Genomic DNA, 18,239 nt, shown 5'->3' with positions numbered 1-18,239 from the left:
GCTCAGGTGAGCTGCCGGGCCGCGGTCCGCACCGCGTCCAGGGCCTCGACCGCGTCGCCGTGGTGCAGGTCGACCAGGACGGAGAGCCACCGCTCCAGGCCGAACGCCACGCAGCTGGTGAAGACGAACTCGTTCTCCGGCCCGCGGATGTCGCAGCGCTCGCCGAAGAAGTTGCGGTGCGTGTTGACGGAGGAGACGGCCAGGTCGCCGACCTGGAACTCGTACTTGACCGGGCTGAGCTTCTGGAGCAGGGCGCGGGCGCCGTCGGCCCGGAAGAACGGGTCGAAGGCGGGCACCTTCTCCAGCCGCAGGGCCAGCGCGTCGGCGAACGCGGCGATCCGCTCGGCGAAGGACCCGAGGACCTGCTGCGTGTGCTCGTACGAGCCGAGTGCGACGACCTCGCGCATCTGGAAGCTGAGCAGCCGCCGCAGGCCCTCGTACCGCTCCTCGTTGCGGAAGCAGCGGTTGACCAGGGTGATCAGCGCGTCCGCCGCCACGACGGAGTTCTCGTAGTACAGGAAGGCGCTGTAGCAGGTCGCGTGGGGCAGGCCGACCTGTGCGCCGCGCAGTGCGGCGGGCGCGAACCGGCCGTCGACGGGCTTGTTCTCGCCGCTCTCCAGGTCGAGTCCGGCACCGACGAGGGCGAGGTGCGGGAAGTTGACGTAGACGTCGAACTTCTCCAGGTCCGACACCGGGTACAGCGGCGGCGGGAGGATCTCGCGGGCTCCGGCGGAGCGGCCCCAGCCGGCGAACGTCCGGTCGAGTTCGAGGAGCAGGTCGGTCTGGTCCGGGTCGAGGATGACCAGTCCGCCGGCCGGGCCGGTGGTTCGGGGGCCGGTGGTTCGGGGCGCGGTGCCGGCCATCAGATGAGCCCCGTCTTCTCGAGGTACTTGGCGGTCTTGCGGTACACGCTCTGCTCGAACTCGGCGCGCTGCGGGGATTCGAGGAGCTGCCGGCGCAGGCCGTGCGGGTCCTCGATGCCCGCGTCCCGGTACACCTGCGGGCTGTAGAGCGTCTCGAAGCTGTAGGTCATGTAGCGCCGGATGTAGCCGGCGATGTCCCGCATCTCCTCCTCGGTGGAGGTCTGCCGGACGTCGGCGGCCAGCGCGGTGACCAGTTCACGGCCGAAGGCGATGTGCCGCGACTCGTCCTGGTGGTGGATCCGGTTGATCCCGCGGATCGTCTCGTGCAGGCGGTCGTCCAGCGCCATCCGGGAGTTGAAGTGGTCCACCAGCTCCTCGAAGATCAGGATCCGGGCGAAGACCAGCAGGCTCTCCACGTTCGAGCGGGGGATCTCGACGTTCGCACCGGCCGGCTGCCGGTAGATCTTCCTGCCGTAGCGCAGGCAGAACTCGGCGAAGAACCACATGTGCTCGTTCTCCTCACCGATGAAGTGGTGGAAGAAGTCCGAGGGCGTCTCGAAGCCGGTGGTGTGAATCCGCCTGGTGACCTCGATGAGAAGTTCCCGGATTCCGTGCACATTGAGGCTGTAGAAGTTGATGCTCTCGTACCGCGACAGTGCGTGGAGCTCCTTTTCGGTGAGCCGCCGGGCGGCCTCGGTACCGTGGGTGGTGGTGAGTTCGGGGCTCATCCACCACATCTCCTCGGGCAGGCTGTCCGGCCATTCGAAGAGTTTGTAGGGGTTGTAGTAGTCATCGATCGACTTCGTGGTCAGACGGTCGAGTATTTCCAGGAACCGGCCGTCCTGGTCGATCAGTTTGCTGACCATGCTGGCGTTGACCTCCGAGTTTCCCCGGCCGCCTCGTGGTGGCCGGCGGCTCCAATGCCGTGCCGTTTTCCGGCACTCTTCGAAGGTAGGGAAGTCCCGGCGGGCGCCGCAATGACCTGATGTGGTGTGGCCACATACGGCCATATCGAAGCGGCGACGCCCTCCGGGACCGACGGCACCGGGCCGGTCAGCCGGCGGCGCCCCGGACCGGCAGGAGTCCGGCCTGGACGGCGGCCGCGCCCGCCTGGAACCGGCTCTCGGCGTTCAACTCGTCCATGATGGTGGCGAGGTGACGGCGGAAGGTCCGCGAGGACATGCCGATGCGCCGGGCCACCACCTCGTCCTTGAGCCCCGAGGCGAGCAGTTCCAGGATGGCGCAGCGGACCTCGTCCAGGGTCTCGCCGTACCTGACCACGTTCGAGTCGATGTCCGTCCCGGACGCCCAGGCGTGCTCGTAGGAGCGCACCAGCCGGGCGACGATGGCCTGCTCGTAGACGACGGTGACGCCCGCGTCGTCGCCCCCGGGGTCGGCCAGGAAGGCCACCTCGCCACCCACGATGACCAGGCGCTCGAAGGCCTGGGTCGAGGTGCGGACCCGCGCGCTCGCCTCGGCCAGCGTCCGCAGGCTGCCGCGCGAGGCCAGGCTGCTGCGGGCGGTGTGCGGGTACAGGACCTGAATCGGGACCCCGGGCGGCAGCGCCGACAGGCCCAGCACGTGCGAGTCCTGCCCCTGGACCGGGGCGAACGGCTCCATGACGAGGATCTCGGACGGGCGGTCGCGCAGGGCGTCCGCCATCCGCAACCCGGTCTGCTCCCGGTCCAGCCCGCTGAGCACCGGCTCCCTCCGCAGCCGGGTGCGCTGGAGGCTGCTGTAGGTGTCGGCGAACGAGCCCAGCGTGTCCTGGAAGTCCGTCAGTTCACGGCGCTTCTCGCGGATCGCCTGCTCCAGCGGCATGAGCAGTTCCAGTTGGGCGATCTCGGGGCTGCGCGCCACGAAGCGCCCCTGCTCCTGGCAGTACCTGACGAGCTTCAGGCAGCGCAGGGCGGAGAGCGCCTGTTCCGCCCGCTCGGCCGTGATGCCCAGGTCGGTGGCGAGCTCCGGGAGGGTCACCCCCTTGGCCACCAGCAGCCGCTCGTAGACCCGGACCGCCAGCTCCTCGTCGATCGAGCACAGTCCCCGCTTCACGCTCTGTCTCCGTCCGCTCGTCCGGTGGATCCGACACCCAGGTCCGCGGTGATCGTCGCGACCACCGCGGCCAACTGCTGATCGAGGAAGAAGTGGCCACCGGGGAAGGAGGTAAGCCGGAACTCCCCTGTGGTGTGGCCCTTCCAGCCGAGCGCCGCCGCCGGGTCGAGATACGGGTCGGCGTCCGCGAACAGGAAGGTGACCGGACAGGTCACGGTGGTGTCGGGCCGGGCGGTGTAACGGGAGTTGGCACGGTAGTCGTTGCGGATGACGGTCAGGATCGACTCGCGGTACTTCGGGCGCTCCAGCAGCCTCGCCGGGATCCCGCCCAGCTCCCGGAGTTCGTCCAGGACCTCGTCGTCGCCCCGGGGGATGTTCAGGCCGAGGCCGGCGGACGGCGAGCGGCGGCCGGAGACGAACAGCCGCACCGGCGCCCGCCCGGCCGCCTCCAGCCGGCGGGTCACCTCGAAGGCGACGACCGAGCCCATGCTGTGGCCCAGCACGGCCAACGGCAGGTCGTCGAAGCCGAGCAGTTCGGTGCCGATCCGGTCGGCCAGCGCGCCGATGTCGTCGATCCCGCGCTCCCCGGACCCGCCGCGCCGCCCGGGGTACTGGACCGACAGCGCCTCGACGCCGCCGGGAAGGGCGGCCGAGAGCCGGCGGTAGGTGCCCGCCGAGGCCCCGGCGTGCGGGCAACAGACCAGGCGCAGCCCGGCCTCCGGTGCGGGGTCGAATATCTGGATCCATCCCGTGTTATTGGTCAAGCCTTGTTCTTCCATCCCAGTTGTCCCGTCCTATCCGATCACTGGGCAGCGGAGACGCAAATGATTGACGCAGGCGTGGAAGTTCTTCGGTGAGGAGAGTCGGCAGAAGGCAGGTGCGGCGCTTTCCTCGGGCCGTGATCGCCGTCGGGGCGGAGTCGACGGCGGCAACTCGCGTTCTCCATGGTGAGGGCCGCAACACGGTTCGCGGCCACAGCAGTTGCCAGGACGTCAGCTTACCTTGCGCCACTTTCATGTCAACCAATCAGAGTCCGTGTGCGACGTGTTCCCCGTGGGACTGCTGGTGAGGATTGGAAGGCCATGAAGGAACACGCACCATCCTGCCCGGACGCACCCGGGAGGCGCCTCGACCACCTCTTTCGCGACCGCGCGCCCCCGGGATCGCGGTCCGTACCGCAACGAAGCGGTGGCGAAGGCCATTCACCTCTATGACAGAGATATCTCGACGGTGCACATCGCCTATATCCGCGGAACGGCCCCGCGAAAGTCCGCCCCTGCACCACCCGGAGGCCTTCACGGCCTTCTTCGGCGTCAAGCCCGCGTACTTCTTCGGTGACGAGGTCGCAAAGGAGGCCGATTCGACGCCGTGGCTCCGCCGGTCGGCACTGTCGTCAGCGGCGGCAGCGGCGGCCTCCCGCCGCTGCCCGGCGACCTCACTCCGCGGGCGAGGACACCGGCGCGGCAGGGGGCTCGGCGGGCGCCGTACGGCCGTCCGCCCGGCCCGAGATCCAGGCGAGGCCGGCCGCCGACACGGCGAAGGCCGCCGCGACCGGGAGCAGGTGCCCGGCGGAGCCGAAGGCCTTCAGGCCGATCGCCCCGAGGACGCTGGACAGCGAGACCGCCAGGTACAGCACGGCCGCGTTGAGCGAGACGACGAGGGACTCGGAGCCCGCCGGGGCGAGCGCGATGATCCGCTGCTGCTGCGGCGCGGTCAGCGACCAGGAGGCCACCCCGCAGAACGCCACCGACACCAGCGCGGCCGCGAACGAGCCCCGGCCCGCCAGCATCGCCAGGAAGACGGCCGCCAGCCCCAGGGTCGCGGTGATCACCACCTTGCGCGGCCCGTACCGGTCGGCGAGGTGCCCGGCCATCAGGTTCCCGGCGGTGCCGGCCACCCCGAAGACCAGCAGCAGCAGCGACACCCGCCCACCGTATCCCCCGACGGCCGGCGCGAAGACGGAGCTGATGTACGTGTAGGGGAGGTAGACGCCGACGAAGGCCAGCAGGGTGCAGGCGAGCACGCCGGCCACCCGCCGATCGGTGAGCGGGGACAGGCGCCGGCGCAGCCCGGCCGCGGTGCCGAGCCTGATCTCGGGCAGTCGCAACGCGATCACGGCGGCGACCGGGACGGCCAGGGCGGTGACGAACCACATCGTCGCCCGCCAGCCGATCGCGTCGCCGAGGGCGGTGCCCAGCGGAGCGCCGAGGGCGAGCGAGGCGGTCAGGCCCACGGTCACGATGGCGATCGCCCGGCCGCGGTGGCGCTCACCGGCGAGCGCCGCCGCCGTGGCGCCCGCGTTCGGGGTGAACATCGCCGCGCCGGCCGCCGCGATCACCCGCGAGGCCAGCACCAGCCCGTAGCCGGGGGCGACCGCCGTGACCACGTTGCCCACCCCGAACACCAGCAGCGCCGTGACCAGCACGGTACGCCGTGACCAGGTGCCGGTCAGCGCCGCCAGAACCGGGGAGAGCACCGCGTAGGCGAGGGCGAAGACACTGACCAGCTGGCCCGCCGCGGCGACATCGACGTGCAGTGAGCCGGCGATGTCGGGGAGCAGGCCCGCGATGACGAAGGCGTCGGTGCCCACGGCGAAGGTACCGAGGGCCAGGTGCGTCGCGGCGGGTCCCCAGGGGACCGCCGGGGACGCGTCGGCGGGGTCGGTCACGGTGCGACTCCCGGTTCGATGATCGGCGTCTGTTACGACCGGCATCGTAACGGCAGGGGCCTCCCCCACTGGTGCCGACAGCCCGGCCGACCGTCGGGTTCCGGCCAAATGCCCGTCGGAGAAGTTCCGTTGAGGCCTTCGACGGCCGACGACCACGCGGCGACGCCGGTCCCGCGCGACGGCCGAAAGACTTCGGGAAGGTCGATGTCCATCGGACAAGACGACTACTATCGAAGCACGGAGAGCCTCCTGCCGAGCGGCCCGGACGGATGGGTATCGTCGGCACCGGTGCACGGCCGCACCGACGAGCAGGGTGGAGCGGATGAACGCGATCGAGGAGACCTGGCTGCCACAGCCCGACCTGGCGGCGGTGGACATCGGCACCGTGCTCCAGGCGCTGGCCGATCCGGTGCGCCTGCAGATCCTCCGGGCGCTCGACGCCTCCGCCGAGGAGTCGTGCACGTCGCTGGACCTGCCCGTCAAGCGTTCGACCGTCTCGCACCACCTGCGCACCCTGCGCGAGGCCGGTGTCGTGGCGACCAGGCTGGTCGGCAACAGTCGGCTCAGCCGGCTGCGCCGGGACGACCTCGAATCCCGTTTCCCCGGACTCCTGACCTCGATCCTCACGGCCGCCCCGGCGACCGCCCCACCGGCCGACCCGACCGGCTGACCCGGCGGGCCCGGTGATCCGGACCGCCACCGCACCGCCGCGCCATCGCGTCCACCCAACCGCCCCACCGGCGAGAAGGAGCACAGCATGGGCCGCTACGCCCACCTGGCGTACACCGACGAGGTGCGCCTGGTCCAGAGGGAACAGGGAAGCGAGTTGTCGGCCATCCGCCAGCTCGCGCACGGCGACGAGCCCGAGGAGCTGACGGACGCCGAGACCGACTTCATCCAGTCCCGCGACGGGTTCTACCTGGCCAGCGTCAGCGAGACCGGCTGGCCGTACGTCCAGTTCCGCGGCGGCCCGCCCGGCTTCGCCCAGGTCGTCGACGAGCGGACGATCGCCTTCGCCGAGGTGCGCGGCAACCGCCAGTACATCAGCACCGGCAACATCCGCGCGGACGGCCGGGTGGCGCTGTTCTTCATGGACTACGCCCGCCAGGCCCGGCTGAAGCTCTTCGGCCGGGCCTCGGTGCAGGACCTGGAGCAGAATCCGGAGCTCGACCGGCGCCTGCTCGCCACCCGGACCGGGGGCCGGGTGGAACGCCTGATGACCATCCACGTCGAGGGCTTCAACTGGAACTGCCCCCAGCACATCACCCCGCGCTTCTCCGAGGCCGAACTCCGGCCCCACCTGGACCAGTTGCAGGACCGGCTGGCCGCATTGGAGGAGGAGAACCGCCTACTGCGGACGCAACTGGAGCAGCGGGCCGGGTAGACCCCGCCTGAGGGTGCGCGGACCTGAGAACGCCGCCCCTTCTTTACTCCGGCGCCTTTCACCTCCATCTCCTCTGCTGACCGGATGGCCGGCATGGCTCCGTGTGTGCGGTCAGGACGGCAAGGTGGCCGACTGGGCATGGTGGAAGACGTTCTTCCCGTCCCAGGTCTTCTTGGCCCTCTGCAGTCGGCCGTAGTTCTGCTCGTTGTCACGCGGTCGGCGTCTCCGCGCAGCTCAGGGGCGCGATCCATCATCCGGGGTCAGCAAAAGGTCAGCAAGACCCGGGGCCAGCCAGCATGGCAAGCACACGTCTCATCCGCGGCCACCCTCAAGAACCACCTCCTGCCGACCTTCGGCAGCCGCCGCATGGGCACCTTCGACCACAAAGTCGTGGAAGGGTTCCCCACCGGGGGCGGCCGCCGCTTGGAACTGGACCACTGTCTCCAAGCCCTCGTGCCCGGGGCCTTTCCCAGGGCGCACCCATGCGTGAGCGAAAACGTACCTCTGTGCCGTGCCGCTCGTTGGTCCTTCTGTAGCGGTCGCGAGCATGGGACGGGGAGACTGGCGATGGGTGACGTAGCGGCGCTGGACGGTCCACGGGAGGTGGAGACGGTGGTCATCGGCGCCGGCCTGTCGGGAGTGGCTGCCGCCATCACCGTCCTCCGGGCCGGCCTCGACGACGTCGTCGTACTGGAAAGTACCGACCGGCTCGGCGGCACCTGGCGAGACAACACCTACCCCGGATGCGGCTGCGACGTGCCGTCGTTGCTGTACGAGTACTCCTTCGCGCCCGGGCCCTGGACGCGCACCTTCGCCACCCAGCCGGAGATCCTCGCCTACCTCCGGACCACCGCGGCCGGACACGGCATCGACCATCTGATCCGCTACAAAACCGAAGTCAGAGGCGGCCATTGGGACGCCACGAAGGGACGCTGGCTGCTGGAGACCTCGGCGGGGACGTACGCCGCCCGGGCGGTCATCGTCGCTACCGGCTCCTGGAACCGGCCCCGCCACCCCGACCTGCCCGGACTCACGGCCTTTCCCGGTGACGTCTTCCACTCCGCCCGCTGGGACCACGACGTCCAGCTGGCCGGCCGCCGTGTGGCCGTCGTCGGCAACGCCGCCTCCACCGTGCAGTTCCTACCGGACCTTCAACGCCACGCGGCGAGCGTCGACATCTTCCAGAGCACCGCCCCGTGGGTGCTACCCAAACCGGACGTATCCCTGCCCGAAACCGTACGCCGCCTGCTCCAACGCAGCCCCGCTGCCCGGCGCTTCGCGCGCGCCGCGCACCTGGCGGCGCAGGAGACCATCGGCCTGGCCCTACGCCATCCGCACCTGCTGCCGCCGCTCGAAGCCGCAGCGCGCCTGCACCTGCGCCGCTCGGTGCCCGATCCCGACCTGCGCAGGTCCCTCGCCCCTGGCAACCGCCTCGGCGCACGACGCCTGCTCACCTCGGACACCTACTACAAGGCCGTCGCTCGGCCGCACGTGCGCCTGCACCCCACCAGGGCGTCGCACATCGAGGGCGACGAGATCGTCGGCGACGATGGGCGGAGGGCGGCTGCGGACGTCCTCGTCCTGGCCACCGGCTTCCACATCGGTGAACTGGCAATCGCCCCGAAGCTCTATGGCCCGCGCGGCCAGAGCCTGGCGGACACCTGGCGTGCGGGGCGCCATGCCTATCTGGGCACCACCGTCAGCGGCCACCCCAATCTCTTCCTGCTCCTAGGACCGAACCTGCTCAGCGGCACCACCGCCGTGCCCACCGTCCTCGAAGCGCAACTCCGGTATGTGACGGCCGCCCTCACCCATCTGCGCCGCAGCGGACAGGCAGCGATGGACGTGCGCCAGGAAGTCCAGGACGCGCACAACACGGCCCTGCAGGCAGCCCTCACCACGACCGTCTACGCCACCGATCCGACGGGCTACTACTTCACCCCGCCAGGTCTGAACACCTTCTGCTGGCCGTGGTCCACCCGCCGCCTGCGTCGCGCGCTCCATGCCTTCGACCCCTCCGTCTACACCTGGTACCCGCCCGGTCCGGCCGCACTGCCACTCCCGGCCCAGCGCACGACGAAGGTGCCCGCTCCGTATGTCGACCCGAGCTGACACACCAGCGGGCCAGGGCCTGATGCTGCTCTACGGCGGCTTCGACGGCTCGTCCGAGACCACCGCAACCATCGGCCACGAGGTCGTAGCCGCCCTCGAAGCGGTAGACCTCCCCGTCGAGTGGGACCTCCCCGTCGAGTGGGACCTCGCCCCCGCCCGGGCCGTCATCATCACGCCCCTGGCCTGGCGGCGCCGCCCGGTCGGACAGAGAACCTCGTCAGACCTTTCGACAGCACGTCAGAGAGCGGAGGCGAAGCGTCCCCAGGCGGCTGCGGCGACTGCCGGCGGGCGGGTTCAGAGGGTGAGCAAGCCGATGGCGTGGCCGTCGTGGTCGACGACCGGCCACACGGCCAGGCCTCGGGCGCGCATGGCGGCTGCCGCGGTGGCGGCGGACATGTCGGGGGTGGCGAACGGCGCGCGGTCGAGGACGATGTCGCGTACCGGGGTCCGCTCGGTGGTCCGGGAGCGGGCCTGGAACGGGGCGAGGTGCCGCCGGGTCAGGAGGCCGGCGCAGCGGCCGTCGTCGTCGCGGACCAGGAGGTGGTCGGCGCCGGAGCTGTGCAGGATGTGGATCGCCACGTCGAGCATGACGTCGTCGCTGATCTGGAGCTCCGGGTGGGTCATGAGGTCGCGGACCGTGGTGGTCGTGGCGGTGCGGTCCAGGGTGAGGGTCATCGGCGGACTCCTTTGGGGTCGTTTCCGCCGGGGCCGGCGGTGGTCGGGGCACTGACGACGGTGGGACGGCGGACGGGGGTCCGCCGGGGGGCGGGGCCGGACCGTGGGCACGGTCCGGGCCCGCGCTTGATTTCTGGGCGGCGAGGGCGACGCGGCGGGGTGCCCGGCGGCGGCCGGAGGAGCCCTGGCCGACCCGGCCCACGGCGGCCGTGCCGGTGGCGCCGCCGGCGTGGGCGGGGCGGCTGCGGCGGCCACGGCTGGTGGAGGTGCTGCGGCGGGGGCGTTCGGTGACGGGGTCGGCGATCACGGTGGGGATGCCGGTGCGGGGCGCCGACAGGAGATCTCGAGGGAACGGGCCGAAAGTGTGGTGCTCACCGCGGGGCGGGAGCGAAGAGAGACTCGAACCGTGAGCTGTCACGGTAGGGCGCCGATCCGGACGCGGCGCTGGGCGTCTCGCGTGGGGATGGCCGCCGATGGCGGGGCCAGGGGGCCTGAACGGCCGGGGATGCGCGTGTGGCGCAATGCCGAGGGGCCCGCACCGGGCATCAAGTACGCGGTGCGGGCCCCTCGCTACCAGGCGGGTGCCGTGGCAGAAACTACAGCGGACGAATGTTCTCGGCCTGCGGGCCCTTCTGGCCCTGCGTGACGTCGAACTCGACCTTCTGGCCCTCGAGCAGCTCGCGGAAGCCGTTGGCGTTGATGTTCGAGTAGTGGGCGAAGACGTCCGGGCCGCCACCCTCCTGCTCGATGAAGCCGAAGCCCTTTTCCGCGTTGAACCACTTCACAGTGCCATTAGCCATAAAGAAATCTCCTTCAAGGGGCTGTCCGAAGCACGCACCGTGCGTGCTTCGAGTCGCCGCGATGAGCACCCACCCGGGGAAGAGCCGGGAAACAAAAATGCGCCTGCGATACATCAGCAGGCGCACACAAAGTTCATGGGAACCACTACTGCAACTAAGGAGACTCTAGCAGGCCCGGGCCCGCCACGGGCGGACATTCCGCCCCCGGTTCTGCGGCGCCTCGCGCCGGACGCCGCCGACCACGAGGCCGCGGGGCCGTCAACACGCCTGATTGGCGGCCTGGTCGGGCGCCGGCTGCAGCGCCTTCGGAGCCCGCTGCCCGGCTTACCCGGACGGGCGGGTCGCGCAGGCCCTGAGCCGCCCGCCCTGCGACGCCGGCCCCGCACCGCGCCCACCGGCGCGACCGGTGATCATTGCGGGCGGCGTGCGCGAAATTCTTGCCGCAGCCGCGAAATCGAATACGCGGGAAAGGCCCGCTCCCGCGATTTTCGGCGCATACTGCAGGGGATGACGAAATCTGTAGCAGTTCGCCGCGTCCTGCCCACCAGCCCCTTCAAGGCCCGGATCGAGGCGCCGCGCAAGCATTTCGCCGTCGGCGACCGCGTCACCCACGACACGTACGGCCTCGGCCGGGCCGTCGGGGTCGAAGGCGACAGCGACATCGCGGTACTCGTCGACTTCGGATCCCGGCGGGAACGCATCACCCAGCCCTACACCGCGATGTTCAAACTCTGACCCAGGACGCACGCGGCTCCCACCCGGGAACACCGCAGCGCACAGGGTGCGTCCCCTGGACGGCGCGCCGTCCAGGGGACGCACCCTGCCGGGCCGAACGGCACTCACCGATCCGGCCCGGAGCCTCACCCGCAATGGCCGGAAAGACACGTGGCGAGCCGCCCTCGGCAGCCGACAGCGGGCTGGGCAGGCGATAAACTCCGCGCGTGGATGACAAACACCTGTTTGAGTCCGTCTGCGCAGTGCTCTCCCTCCGAGGGTTCGAGCCGGCACCGCACCAGGCCGCCGGGCTCTCCGCCCAGCAGCGTCCAGGCGCCGGACTGGTGCTGACCTGGAGTCCCGGCCAGGACCTGATCGGCCCCACCCTCCAGGCCTGTCCGCATCCCGGCGACGCCGTCGGGCGCACCGAGTTCCGCGGCATCCGCAACGCACTCGTGCTCGCCCTGTCGGAGATCCTCGGCGCCTCGGGCTTCACCGTCACCACCCTCGGAACCGACCTCCTCGTCACCGCCGGCCCACACGATCCAGGTGCTGCCCCGGCCCTCACGACCGCTCCCTTCTGCCCCGCACCGCGGCGCAGCCGACCGGCACGTCAGGGCGCCGCCGCGTAGCCCCCGGCCGCGCGGCCGACGCGAGGCCCGTGGCCACCACGGCCGCCACCCAAGCCCCACTTGGGCCATGGAGGCCGTGTCCTATTCTTTGGGGCGTGTCGAACTCTGACGGCTGCTCGTCGACATCCCCTCCCGCTTGGCCGTCGGGTTGGCCACCGGCGACCACCTGCCGACCGGGCTCGTCGCCGACTCCCTGCCCACCTCCTCCCACCAGCGGCACCCGAAGGGCCCGGTCATCTCGGCTGTAGGTCGGCCGCATCGGACCATGCCCTTGGCGAGCCCTTCTTCGCCGCCTTCAAAAGGGAGCCGGCCGACGACCGGATCGGCTCAGCCGGGCAGCGGCCGGACTGCGATCTTCGAGCGGATCAGGAGCTGGTAGGACGTACGAAGACTGCACAGCAGCCTCGGCGACGGCGGTCGCGCTGAGTGCGTGACCGTCCCCTCCACCCGGTCACCACAACGATGGTGTCCGTCCGAGCGGAACAAGCCCACTCCCCTCCCGGCCCATCAGGCCACCTCCGGCATCCGTCCGCAGCTCGGGGAACCTCACCCGGGAACGCGCGCTGATGTCTGTCGGTGTCCATCTCCGGGGTTGCGGCGACTGCTCAGGGTCTGGCCTCGACGCTCGTCTGTGTCGCGCGCGCGGTCCGGGGCGGTCGGCACAGAACGATCGCGGCGGTGTCGTGGGTCCTGCCTCGAAATGCCCCGGACGCGGTGCCGGTCTCGGCTTCGCGGGTCACGGCGATGATCCGGCCGGGTCCGGAGTCGGACAGCTCGGCCATGAAGCGCGGCCAACTCCAGCCGTACCGCTCCGGAAGACGGGCAGCACCCTCGGACAGGACGGCGAGCCGCTCGATCTGCGACAGCGGGATACTGGCCGTCAACGCCTGGTCGGCGGCCTCGGGTTTCGCACCTGCCACCCAGAACCCGTCGGCGGCAGCGCTGTTGCGGTGACCGCGTACGGCTTCCTCCGTATACGAGTCCAGATAGGCCGCCCGGTCGTCGACGATCACCTCGACCGCTCCGTTGGTCCGGTGCAGCGCCACGGGCGAGTGGCCGAGCACCAGGACGTCCAGGCTGCCGCCGCGCTCACGGACCACCGCGACGGTCGCAGAGGGGCTGTCCGCGTTCGTCATGTCGCAGGTCTGGTCGTGCTTCCCGACCAGCGCGGTCAGGGCGGCACGCAGGATCTCCCGCAGGCAGGCCTGGCCCTGTGTGAGCAGCTGCGCGCAGAGGAGGCCCGCCAACTGTTCGACGTACCAGGTGACATCGTGGGCGCAGCCAGTCGTGGCTCCGGTCTCGGTGGCGCCGTCCAGGACGAAGGCGAACGCCGGCCCGGTGACGACGGCGGCCTCGCTGACGCCGCCCGGCGTCGGGGCGGTCGCGTGCGTGATCTCGAACGGCATTGAACGTCCCTTGGTCGGGCGGATCGGGCTCCGGGAGGCGTGAGCGGCCGAGGTCGCACGGCCGGCCGTGCCGGGCGGGTACTGGCCGGCAGGTTCGGGCGGCCGGTGCCCTGCCGTGCGCGACTGCACGGCGAGAGAGGGAGAGACGCTGGTCCTTGCCTGCCTCAGAGCGGCTGGAGCACCCTGTCCGGCGGCGGCGTCAACGATGCGGTGCTTCTACGGCTCGGTGCCCGGCGGTCGATCGACATGCCGCCCACCACCAGGGCGAGCCGAAGCCGGAAGGCATAGGCGCGGCGGGTGAGCGCATGCGAGGCGCGCTGGGCAAACCCACAGGGTGGGCAGGATGATTGAGGCGGCATCGGCTGCAGGCGCGTCGTGGGGGTGCGGCCGGCGGGGGACCGTCCGGGAGTGCTTGCGGGCAGTGGCCCCGAGACGGCGACTTGGTGCGGGTAGCGGTCGGTAGTGGGAATGCGAAGAACCCTTCTCGGGCGGCACGTCTGGGGGAGTCTCCACGGCGCGGGACGCGGGAGATCGCAGGTGACGGGCCAGGAATGTGACAGACAGGTCGGTGGGAGGACTCGCGCGGCGCGGGAGTCGGCGTCCGGCGCGAGTGCAGTGGCTCGGAGCGCGGCGCCCACCGTGCCGGGGCCGGATGCGGACCGTGGCTGGGCAGACGTGCGCTCGGCGCGTATCCCGTCCGAGCCCGGGCCTGAGTGGCCCGGGGGAATGTGCCCTGGCAAGGGCGAGTGGCCCGCACCGGGCGTGTACGCGGTGCGGGCCACTCGCTGCCGGGCGGGCGCCCGGTGAAACTACAGCGGACGGATGTTCTCGGCCTGCGGGCCCTTCTGGCCCTGCGTGACGTCGAACTCGACCTTCTGGCCCTCGAGCAGCTCGCGGAAGCCGTTGGCGTTGATGTTCGAGTAGTGGGCGAAGACGTCCGGGCCGCCGCCGTCCTGCTCGATGAAGCCGAAGCCCTTTTCCGCGTTGAACCACTTCACGGTGCCATGAGCCATAAAGAAACTGTCTCCTTCAAGGGACTGATCCGGATCCCGCAGCGTGCGCAGATCCGAGTCGCGGCGATGACGGCCCACCCGGGGAAAGACCCGGAAAACGAAAATGCGCCCAGCCGTCACAAACCAGCAGGCGCATACCAACGTTCATGGGACCACAACTGCAACTCGCCAGACTGTACCAGGATCCGCATCCCGATGGCGGGGTGGAAGCCGGGCGTGTGGTGCATCGCGCCCTCGGAGCCGCTGCTCGCGGTGACGGTACGGCAGAAGTCTTGACGGTCGTGCGCCGTCAGGCGATCGCGGTGGGTCTGCGAGCTGAGGGCGGGACAGACTGCTCGGCGGCCGGTGTGCGCAATGATCACAAGTCACCGTGTGGCGCATGAAGAGGTCAAGGAGGGAGAAGCGTCGTACCCAGCCTGCCACTCCCGGCAGGGCGGGCCCCGATGGCACACCCGCAGGTGCGGACAACCCCGCGAAGCTGAAGGCCTCTCGGCCTGCATGAGAGCAACATGCCGGCACGCGCAGGGAAACCCCTCCCAGCCGCTCCCCGGCCCTCCGGCGAAGAAACCCGTCGACCGATCGGGCCCCCCGAGGCCTCCCCGGCAGACCAACGGGTGCCGGCGCCCGTGGCACCCGATCCCACCCCACAGGGATGGTGGAACGCCGCGAGGAGGAACAGCCCCATGGCAGGCGTCGCCAACGCCGTCCGCCGATGACGGGAGGTCCGGCGTCAGGTCGTCCTCCAGGCACGCGCGGACGGCCGCGGCGCGCCGCCCGGCGGCGCCGGGCTGACCAAGTCGCGCGCCGCCGACCAGGGCCATGGGGCAGCCCGGAACGTCCCTGCTGCGGCTCGACACCGTAGACATCGATGCCGAGGGGCTCGGCTTCCATAGCGACCAGCCGTGCCAAGGTGTCGAGGGCGGCCCTCGCGGTGCCGCGCGTGATCACCGCCACCCGGAAGCCGCGTGCGCTCAGCTCCCGTGCCATGGCAGCCCCGGTCCCCTCCCCGTCACGCGTCACCAGAGCCGTTCGCCTCCCTGCGACCGTCATCTCGATCTCCCGACCGTTGAGCCGGAACCATCCGTGCTTCCATCCTATCGGAGCGGAGCGCTCCGTTCCGATAGGATGGAAGCACCACCCAGGCGATCGCCCCGCTCCACGCGGCGGTGACGCCACTCCCCCCCACATGAACGGAGGCGTCGTCGATGGACGACACCAGAACTCGGCACCGCGCCACGGCCGTATCGAGGCCGAACGCGGTGCTTGCCGCGCTGCTCGCCACCGTGGGCGCCTACGCGCTGATGCAGACCATGGTCATTCCCGCGATGTCCGTGCTCGCGGAGCGCCTGCACGCCGACACCGCCATGGCTGGATGGCTGATCACCGCGTTCCTGCTCGGCGGGGCGGTCCTCACCCCGGTGCTGAGCCTGCTCGGCGACAAGTACGGGCACCGACGACTCCTTGTGATCGTCCTGCTCGTCTTCCTCGTGACCACCCTGGCCGCCGCCGCCTCCCCGAACATCGGCTTCCTCATCACGATGCGGGCCGTGCAGGGAGCCTCGATGGCCACGCTCCCCCTCGCCCTGGCGCTGGTCCGCGAGGCGATGCCCAAGGAGCGGATCGCCTCCAGCTTCGGCATCACCGCCGCCATGCTCGGCGGCGGCGCAGGCGTCGGAATGGTCGTCGGCGCGCTGATCATCCAGCACACATCATGGCGCTGGATGTTCGGCGCCGAAGCCGTGTTCATCGCCCTCGCGACGCTCATGGTCATCGCCTGGGTGCCGGAAAGCCCCGAGCGCCACCGCAAGCGGATCGACGTGCCCGGCGCACTGCTCCTTGCCGGGGGCCTCACCGCCCTGCTGCTCGCGATCACCGAAGGCACCAAGTGGGGCTGGGCCTCCGCCGGGGTGCTGTCGCTCTTCGCGGCCGCCGTGGCGCTCTTCGCCGTGCTCGGCGTGGTGTCGGCCCGTCGAACGGACCCCATCCTCGACCTCCGGCACGTTACCCACCTGCCGATGCTCGTCACGAACCTCGCAGCGCTGCTGATCGGCGTGGTTCCGTTCTTCTTCTACGTCCTGGTCCCCGAACTGCTACAACTGCCCACCGGGCTTCCGCCCGTGCTGCGCCCCATGGCCTCCTACGGAGCCGGCCTGAGCATCGTCCAGGCCGCGCTGCTGATGCTGCCGAGCTCGCTCTTCGTCGTCGTGGGCGGACGCACCGCGCACGCGCTGCGGGGACGTCTCGGCACCAGGGCGCCGCTCGCCGCGTGCATGACGCTGATGACGGCCGGAGCCGTGCTCACCGCGCTCTTCCACAGCTCCCCGGCGGAACTCGCGATCTGGTTCTGCCTGGTCGGCCTCGGCGCGGGCTACGGGTACGCGGCGCTCGCCGACCTGGTCGCGGCCCTGGTGCCGCGCCGTGAGATCGCCTCGGGCAACGGCCTGAACACCGTCATCCGGACCGTCGGCAGTGCCATCGGCAGCCAACTCGCCGTCGGCTTCCTGCAGACCTACACCGTGCACGGCACGCCGGTCCCCGCCGAGAAGGCCTTCACCGTGAGCTTCTGGGTCGCCTCCGCGCTCGGAGTCCTCGGTATCCTGCTGGTCGGCGCCCTGCGCATCCGCCCCTACCACCAGGAGCCCATGCCCGAGGCCAGGGTGGTGGCCATAGACCGGGCCGCCGCCGACCAGCATTAAGCGGTCACCCCCGCACCGCGCGGCGGGTCGGCGTCGCCCGCCCGCCGCGCGGCACCGAAGCGAAGGAGCACGAGCATGCGCGCCGCCCGCAGCGGACCGCCCAGCGGACGCCAGAAGGAAGCCGACCGCAACGATGCCCGGGTTCTCGCGGCGGCGCGCGAGGTCTTCACCGAGCTCGGCTGGAACGCTCCCGTCTCGGAGATCGCCCGCCGGGCCGGCGTTGGCATGGGCAGCCTCTACCGCCGCTACCCCGCCAAGGAGGACCTCGCCCAGGCGCTCCGCGTGCAGGGCATGGATGAGCTGACATCCCTGGCCCGCAACGCCATGGCCGCCCACACCGATCCCTGGACCGCACTCGCAGCCTTCCTGCGCGCAGCTCTCTCCGCACCCGACGCGGGTTCGCTCCTCCCCCTCATCGGCGGTCGCCTCCCCTCCACCGATGAGATCGAGGCCGCGTCCAACCGCCTCAAAGCGGCCCTCGACGACCTGGTCGAGGCCGCGCACCGCTCCGGCGCGCTGCGCGAGGACGTCAGCTCCGCAGACCTCCCGCTGCTGCTCAGCCACCTCAGCCCCCGCCTGCCCACAACCGCCGAACGCGCGGTCGAACTGCACCTGCGCTACCTGGACCTCGTCCTGAGTGGCCTTCAGAAATCCTCGACGCCGGACCAGCAGTCCGCCGGCCCGCCCGACTGGACAGAGCTGACCGACCTGTGGAACACCCCGTGACCCGCACGCACCCTCAACTCCACTGAAACCATTTGCCATCGGCCTCCCGCAGTGCGCACAGCCGGTAGCCGCACCCTGACAACGCGCCGCGCCGACACCCGGATGACCTCGCTCTCAGCGGCGCAGGTGTGTCAGGTAGTCGTCGCCGTAGTGTGCGGTGAGGTCGTCGAGGTCGATCATGGGCGGGATGTCGATCACCGGTTGGCGTTCGGCGAGGAAGGCCGCGGCCTCTTGGACGATCCGTGTCTCCTCGGCGCCCGGGACGTTCAGTTCGGCGAGGAAGGCCTCGGTTGCCAGGAAGCGAGTCTCGATCTCCGTCTCGCCGGCGGGGAAGCGGACGAGGTACTCGTGGTCGCCCAGGGGCTCGATCCGGATGTTCGCTGTCATGTGCTGCCTCTCACTTCCTCGGCCTGCCACGGCCCCTGCGTAGGGGGCTTCATTTTGTCGGGGCGGTCGCCCCCAGGCGGGTTCCGGAGCAGCCGGCCGCGTTTCCTGCCG

General features: G+C 70.8%; 17 protein-coding genes and 2 pseudogenes. 8 read left to right on the top strand and 11 right to left on the bottom strand.

Features of this window, described 5'->3' with window-relative positions; all coding sequences use genetic code 11:
* Positions 1-2: 2 nt before the first annotated feature.
* The 5 genes from ACZ4UX_RS06750 to ACZ4UX_RS06730 form a co-directional block, all read right to left on the bottom strand.
* Positions 3-863 (bottom strand): class-II aminoacyl-tRNA synthetase family protein, encoded by an 861-nt coding sequence (locus ACZ4UX_RS06750; protein WP_465705861.1) that lies wholly within the window; start codon positions 861-863, stop codon positions 3-5.
* Positions 863-1,729 (bottom strand): diiron oxygenase, encoded by an 867-nt coding sequence (locus tag ACZ4UX_RS06745; protein WP_465705860.1) that lies wholly within the window; start codon positions 1,727-1,729, stop codon positions 863-865. The genes ACZ4UX_RS06750 and ACZ4UX_RS06745 overlap by 1 nt, the downstream gene beginning before the upstream one ends.
* 187 nt (positions 1,730-1,916) lie before the next feature.
* Positions 1,917-2,915, bottom strand: a complete 999-nt coding sequence (locus ACZ4UX_RS06740) for a LuxR C-terminal-related transcriptional regulator (protein WP_329485908.1) — start codon at positions 2,913-2,915, stop codon at positions 1,917-1,919.
* The gene (locus ACZ4UX_RS06735) at positions 2,912-3,679 is read right to left on the bottom strand and encodes a thioesterase II family protein (RefSeq protein WP_465705859.1); all 768 of its coding nucleotides are present in this window, start codon (positions 3,677-3,679) and stop codon (positions 2,912-2,914) included. The genes ACZ4UX_RS06740 and ACZ4UX_RS06735 overlap by 4 nt, the downstream gene beginning before the upstream one ends.
* A gap of 671 nt (positions 3,680-4,350) precedes the next feature.
* Positions 4,351-5,583 (bottom strand): MFS transporter, encoded by a 1,233-nt coding sequence (locus ACZ4UX_RS06730; protein WP_465705858.1) that lies wholly within the window; start codon positions 5,581-5,583, stop codon positions 4,351-4,353.
* A 322-nt stretch (positions 5,584-5,905) separates the two neighbouring features.
* Here ACZ4UX_RS06730 and ACZ4UX_RS06725 point away from each other — a divergent pair, with 322 nt between their 5' ends.
* On the top strand, positions 5,906-6,253 hold the full coding sequence (locus tag ACZ4UX_RS06725; RefSeq protein WP_465705857.1) for an ArsR/SmtB family transcription factor: 348 nt from the start codon (positions 5,906-5,908) through the stop codon (positions 6,251-6,253).
* An 87-nt stretch (positions 6,254-6,340) separates the two neighbouring features.
* Positions 6,341-6,967: a pyridoxamine 5'-phosphate oxidase family protein gene (locus ACZ4UX_RS06720; RefSeq protein WP_465705856.1), complete on the top strand. Its 627-nt coding sequence runs from the start codon at positions 6,341-6,343 to the stop codon at positions 6,965-6,967.
* Positions 6,968-7,078: 111 nt separating this feature from the next.
* On the opposite strand, the pseudogene ACZ4UX_RS06715 reads toward ACZ4UX_RS06720, so the two are convergent.
* A pseudogene (locus ACZ4UX_RS06715) lies at positions 7,079-7,159 on the bottom strand (BBE domain-containing protein); the annotation flags it as partial.
* 375 nt (positions 7,160-7,534) lie between these two features.
* Here ACZ4UX_RS06715 and ACZ4UX_RS06710 point away from each other — a divergent pair.
* Both ACZ4UX_RS06710 and ACZ4UX_RS06705 read left to right on the top strand, forming a co-directional pair.
* Positions 7,535-9,079, top strand: coding sequence for a flavin-containing monooxygenase (locus ACZ4UX_RS06710; protein WP_465705855.1), 1,545 nt, complete (start codon positions 7,535-7,537; stop codon positions 9,077-9,079).
* A gap of 7 nt (positions 9,080-9,086) precedes the next feature.
* Positions 9,087-9,284: pseudogene (locus ACZ4UX_RS06705) on the top strand (DUF6891 domain-containing protein); the annotation flags it as partial.
* A gap of 89 nt (positions 9,285-9,373) precedes the next feature.
* Here ACZ4UX_RS06705 and ACZ4UX_RS06700 read toward each other — a convergent pair.
* Both ACZ4UX_RS06700 and ACZ4UX_RS06695 read right to left on the bottom strand, forming a co-directional pair.
* Positions 9,374-9,754 carry a CBS domain-containing protein gene (locus tag ACZ4UX_RS06700; RefSeq protein ID WP_465705854.1) on the bottom strand — a complete coding sequence of 127 codons (381 nt, stop codon included), beginning with the start codon at positions 9,752-9,754 and terminating at the stop codon, positions 9,374-9,376.
* Between the two features lie 596 nt (positions 9,755-10,350).
* Complete coding sequence (locus ACZ4UX_RS06695) at positions 10,351-10,554, bottom strand: cold-shock protein (RefSeq protein WP_030918248.1); 204 nt, start codon at positions 10,552-10,554, stop codon at positions 10,351-10,353.
* A gap of 507 nt (positions 10,555-11,061) precedes the next feature.
* Here ACZ4UX_RS06695 and ACZ4UX_RS06690 point away from each other — a divergent pair.
* Together ACZ4UX_RS06690 and ACZ4UX_RS06685 are read left to right on the top strand one after the other, a co-directional pair.
* Positions 11,062-11,289 carry a hypothetical protein gene (locus tag ACZ4UX_RS06690; RefSeq protein WP_033824931.1) on the top strand — a complete coding sequence of 76 codons (228 nt, stop codon included), beginning with the start codon at positions 11,062-11,064 and terminating at the stop codon, positions 11,287-11,289.
* 206 nt (positions 11,290-11,495) lie between these two features.
* Positions 11,496-11,900 carry a hypothetical protein gene (locus ACZ4UX_RS06685; RefSeq protein WP_465705853.1) on the top strand — a complete coding sequence of 135 codons (405 nt, stop codon included), beginning with the start codon at positions 11,496-11,498 and terminating at the stop codon, positions 11,898-11,900.
* Between the two features lie 605 nt (positions 11,901-12,505).
* On the opposite strand, the gene ACZ4UX_RS06680 is transcribed toward ACZ4UX_RS06685, so the two are convergent.
* Both ACZ4UX_RS06680 and ACZ4UX_RS06675 read right to left on the bottom strand, forming a co-directional pair.
* Entirely contained in the window at positions 12,506-13,306 is an 801-nt protein-coding gene (locus tag ACZ4UX_RS06680) for a hypothetical protein (protein WP_465705852.1), read from the bottom strand.
* A gap of 809 nt (positions 13,307-14,115) precedes the next feature.
* Entirely contained in the window at positions 14,116-14,319 is a 204-nt protein-coding gene (locus ACZ4UX_RS06675) for a cold-shock protein (RefSeq protein ID WP_406193803.1), read from the bottom strand.
* Between the two features lie 1,205 nt (positions 14,320-15,524).
* On the opposite strand from ACZ4UX_RS06675, the gene ACZ4UX_RS06670 reads away from it, so the two are divergent.
* Together ACZ4UX_RS06670 and ACZ4UX_RS06665 are read left to right on the top strand one after the other, a co-directional pair.
* On the top strand, positions 15,525-17,015 hold the full coding sequence (locus ACZ4UX_RS06670; RefSeq protein ID WP_465705851.1) for an MFS transporter: 1,491 nt from the start codon (positions 15,525-15,527) through the stop codon (positions 17,013-17,015).
* Between the two features lie 75 nt (positions 17,016-17,090).
* Positions 17,091-17,741, top strand: a complete 651-nt coding sequence (locus ACZ4UX_RS06665; protein WP_465705850.1) for a TetR/AcrR family transcriptional regulator — start codon at positions 17,091-17,093, stop codon at positions 17,739-17,741.
* 114 nt (positions 17,742-17,855) lie between these two features.
* Here ACZ4UX_RS06665 and ACZ4UX_RS06660 read toward each other — a convergent pair whose 3' ends face one another.
* Complete coding sequence (locus tag ACZ4UX_RS06660; RefSeq protein WP_465705849.1) at positions 17,856-18,128, bottom strand: hypothetical protein; 273 nt, start codon at positions 18,126-18,128, stop codon at positions 17,856-17,858.
* Positions 18,129-18,239 lie beyond the last annotated feature (111 nt).

Source organism: Kitasatospora sp. NPDC028961, from assembly GCF_055564815.1.
Note: the sequence above shows the minus strand (reverse complement) of the source record. Positions and strands in the feature narration are given on the sequence as shown.

What these genes read in the sequence shown, in the direction of transcription:
- ACZ4UX_RS06745 (WP_465705860.1), bottom strand. Translation starts at nt 1,729, where the DNA reads ATGGTCAGCAAACTGATCGACCAGGACGGCCGGTTCCTGGAAATACTC.
- ACZ4UX_RS06695 (WP_030918248.1), bottom strand. Translation starts at nt 10,554, where the DNA reads ATGGCTAATGGCACTGTGAAGTGGTTCAACGCGGAAAAGGGCTTCGGC.
- ACZ4UX_RS06725 (WP_465705857.1), top strand. Translation starts at nt 5,906, where the DNA reads ATGAACGCGATCGAGGAGACCTGGCTGCCACAGCCCGACCTGGCGGCG.
- ACZ4UX_RS06660 (WP_465705849.1), bottom strand. Translation starts at nt 18,128, where the DNA reads ATGACAGCGAACATCCGGATCGAGCCCCTGGGCGACCACGAGTACCTC.
- ACZ4UX_RS06710 (WP_465705855.1), top strand. Translation starts at nt 7,535, where the DNA reads ATGGGTGACGTAGCGGCGCTGGACGGTCCACGGGAGGTGGAGACGGTG.
- ACZ4UX_RS06670 (WP_465705851.1), top strand. Translation starts at nt 15,525, where the DNA reads ATGGACGACACCAGAACTCGGCACCGCGCCACGGCCGTATCGAGGCCG.
- ACZ4UX_RS06680 (WP_465705852.1), bottom strand. Translation starts at nt 13,306, where the DNA reads ATGCCGTTCGAGATCACGCACGCGACCGCCCCGACGCCGGGCGGCGTC.
- ACZ4UX_RS06700 (WP_465705854.1), bottom strand. Translation starts at nt 9,754, where the DNA reads ATGACCCTCACCCTGGACCGCACCGCCACGACCACCACGGTCCGCGAC.
- ACZ4UX_RS06690 (WP_033824931.1), top strand. Translation starts at nt 11,062, where the DNA reads ATGACGAAATCTGTAGCAGTTCGCCGCGTCCTGCCCACCAGCCCCTTC.
- ACZ4UX_RS06720 (WP_465705856.1), top strand. Translation starts at nt 6,341, where the DNA reads ATGGGCCGCTACGCCCACCTGGCGTACACCGACGAGGTGCGCCTGGTC.
- ACZ4UX_RS06750 (WP_465705861.1), bottom strand. Translation starts at nt 863, where the DNA reads ATGGCCGGCACCGCGCCCCGAACCACCGGCCCCCGAACCACCGGCCCG.
- ACZ4UX_RS06665 (WP_465705850.1), top strand. Translation starts at nt 17,091, where the DNA reads ATGCGCGCCGCCCGCAGCGGACCGCCCAGCGGACGCCAGAAGGAAGCC.
- ACZ4UX_RS06675 (WP_406193803.1), bottom strand. Translation starts at nt 14,319, where the DNA reads ATGGCTCATGGCACCGTGAAGTGGTTCAACGCGGAAAAGGGCTTCGGC.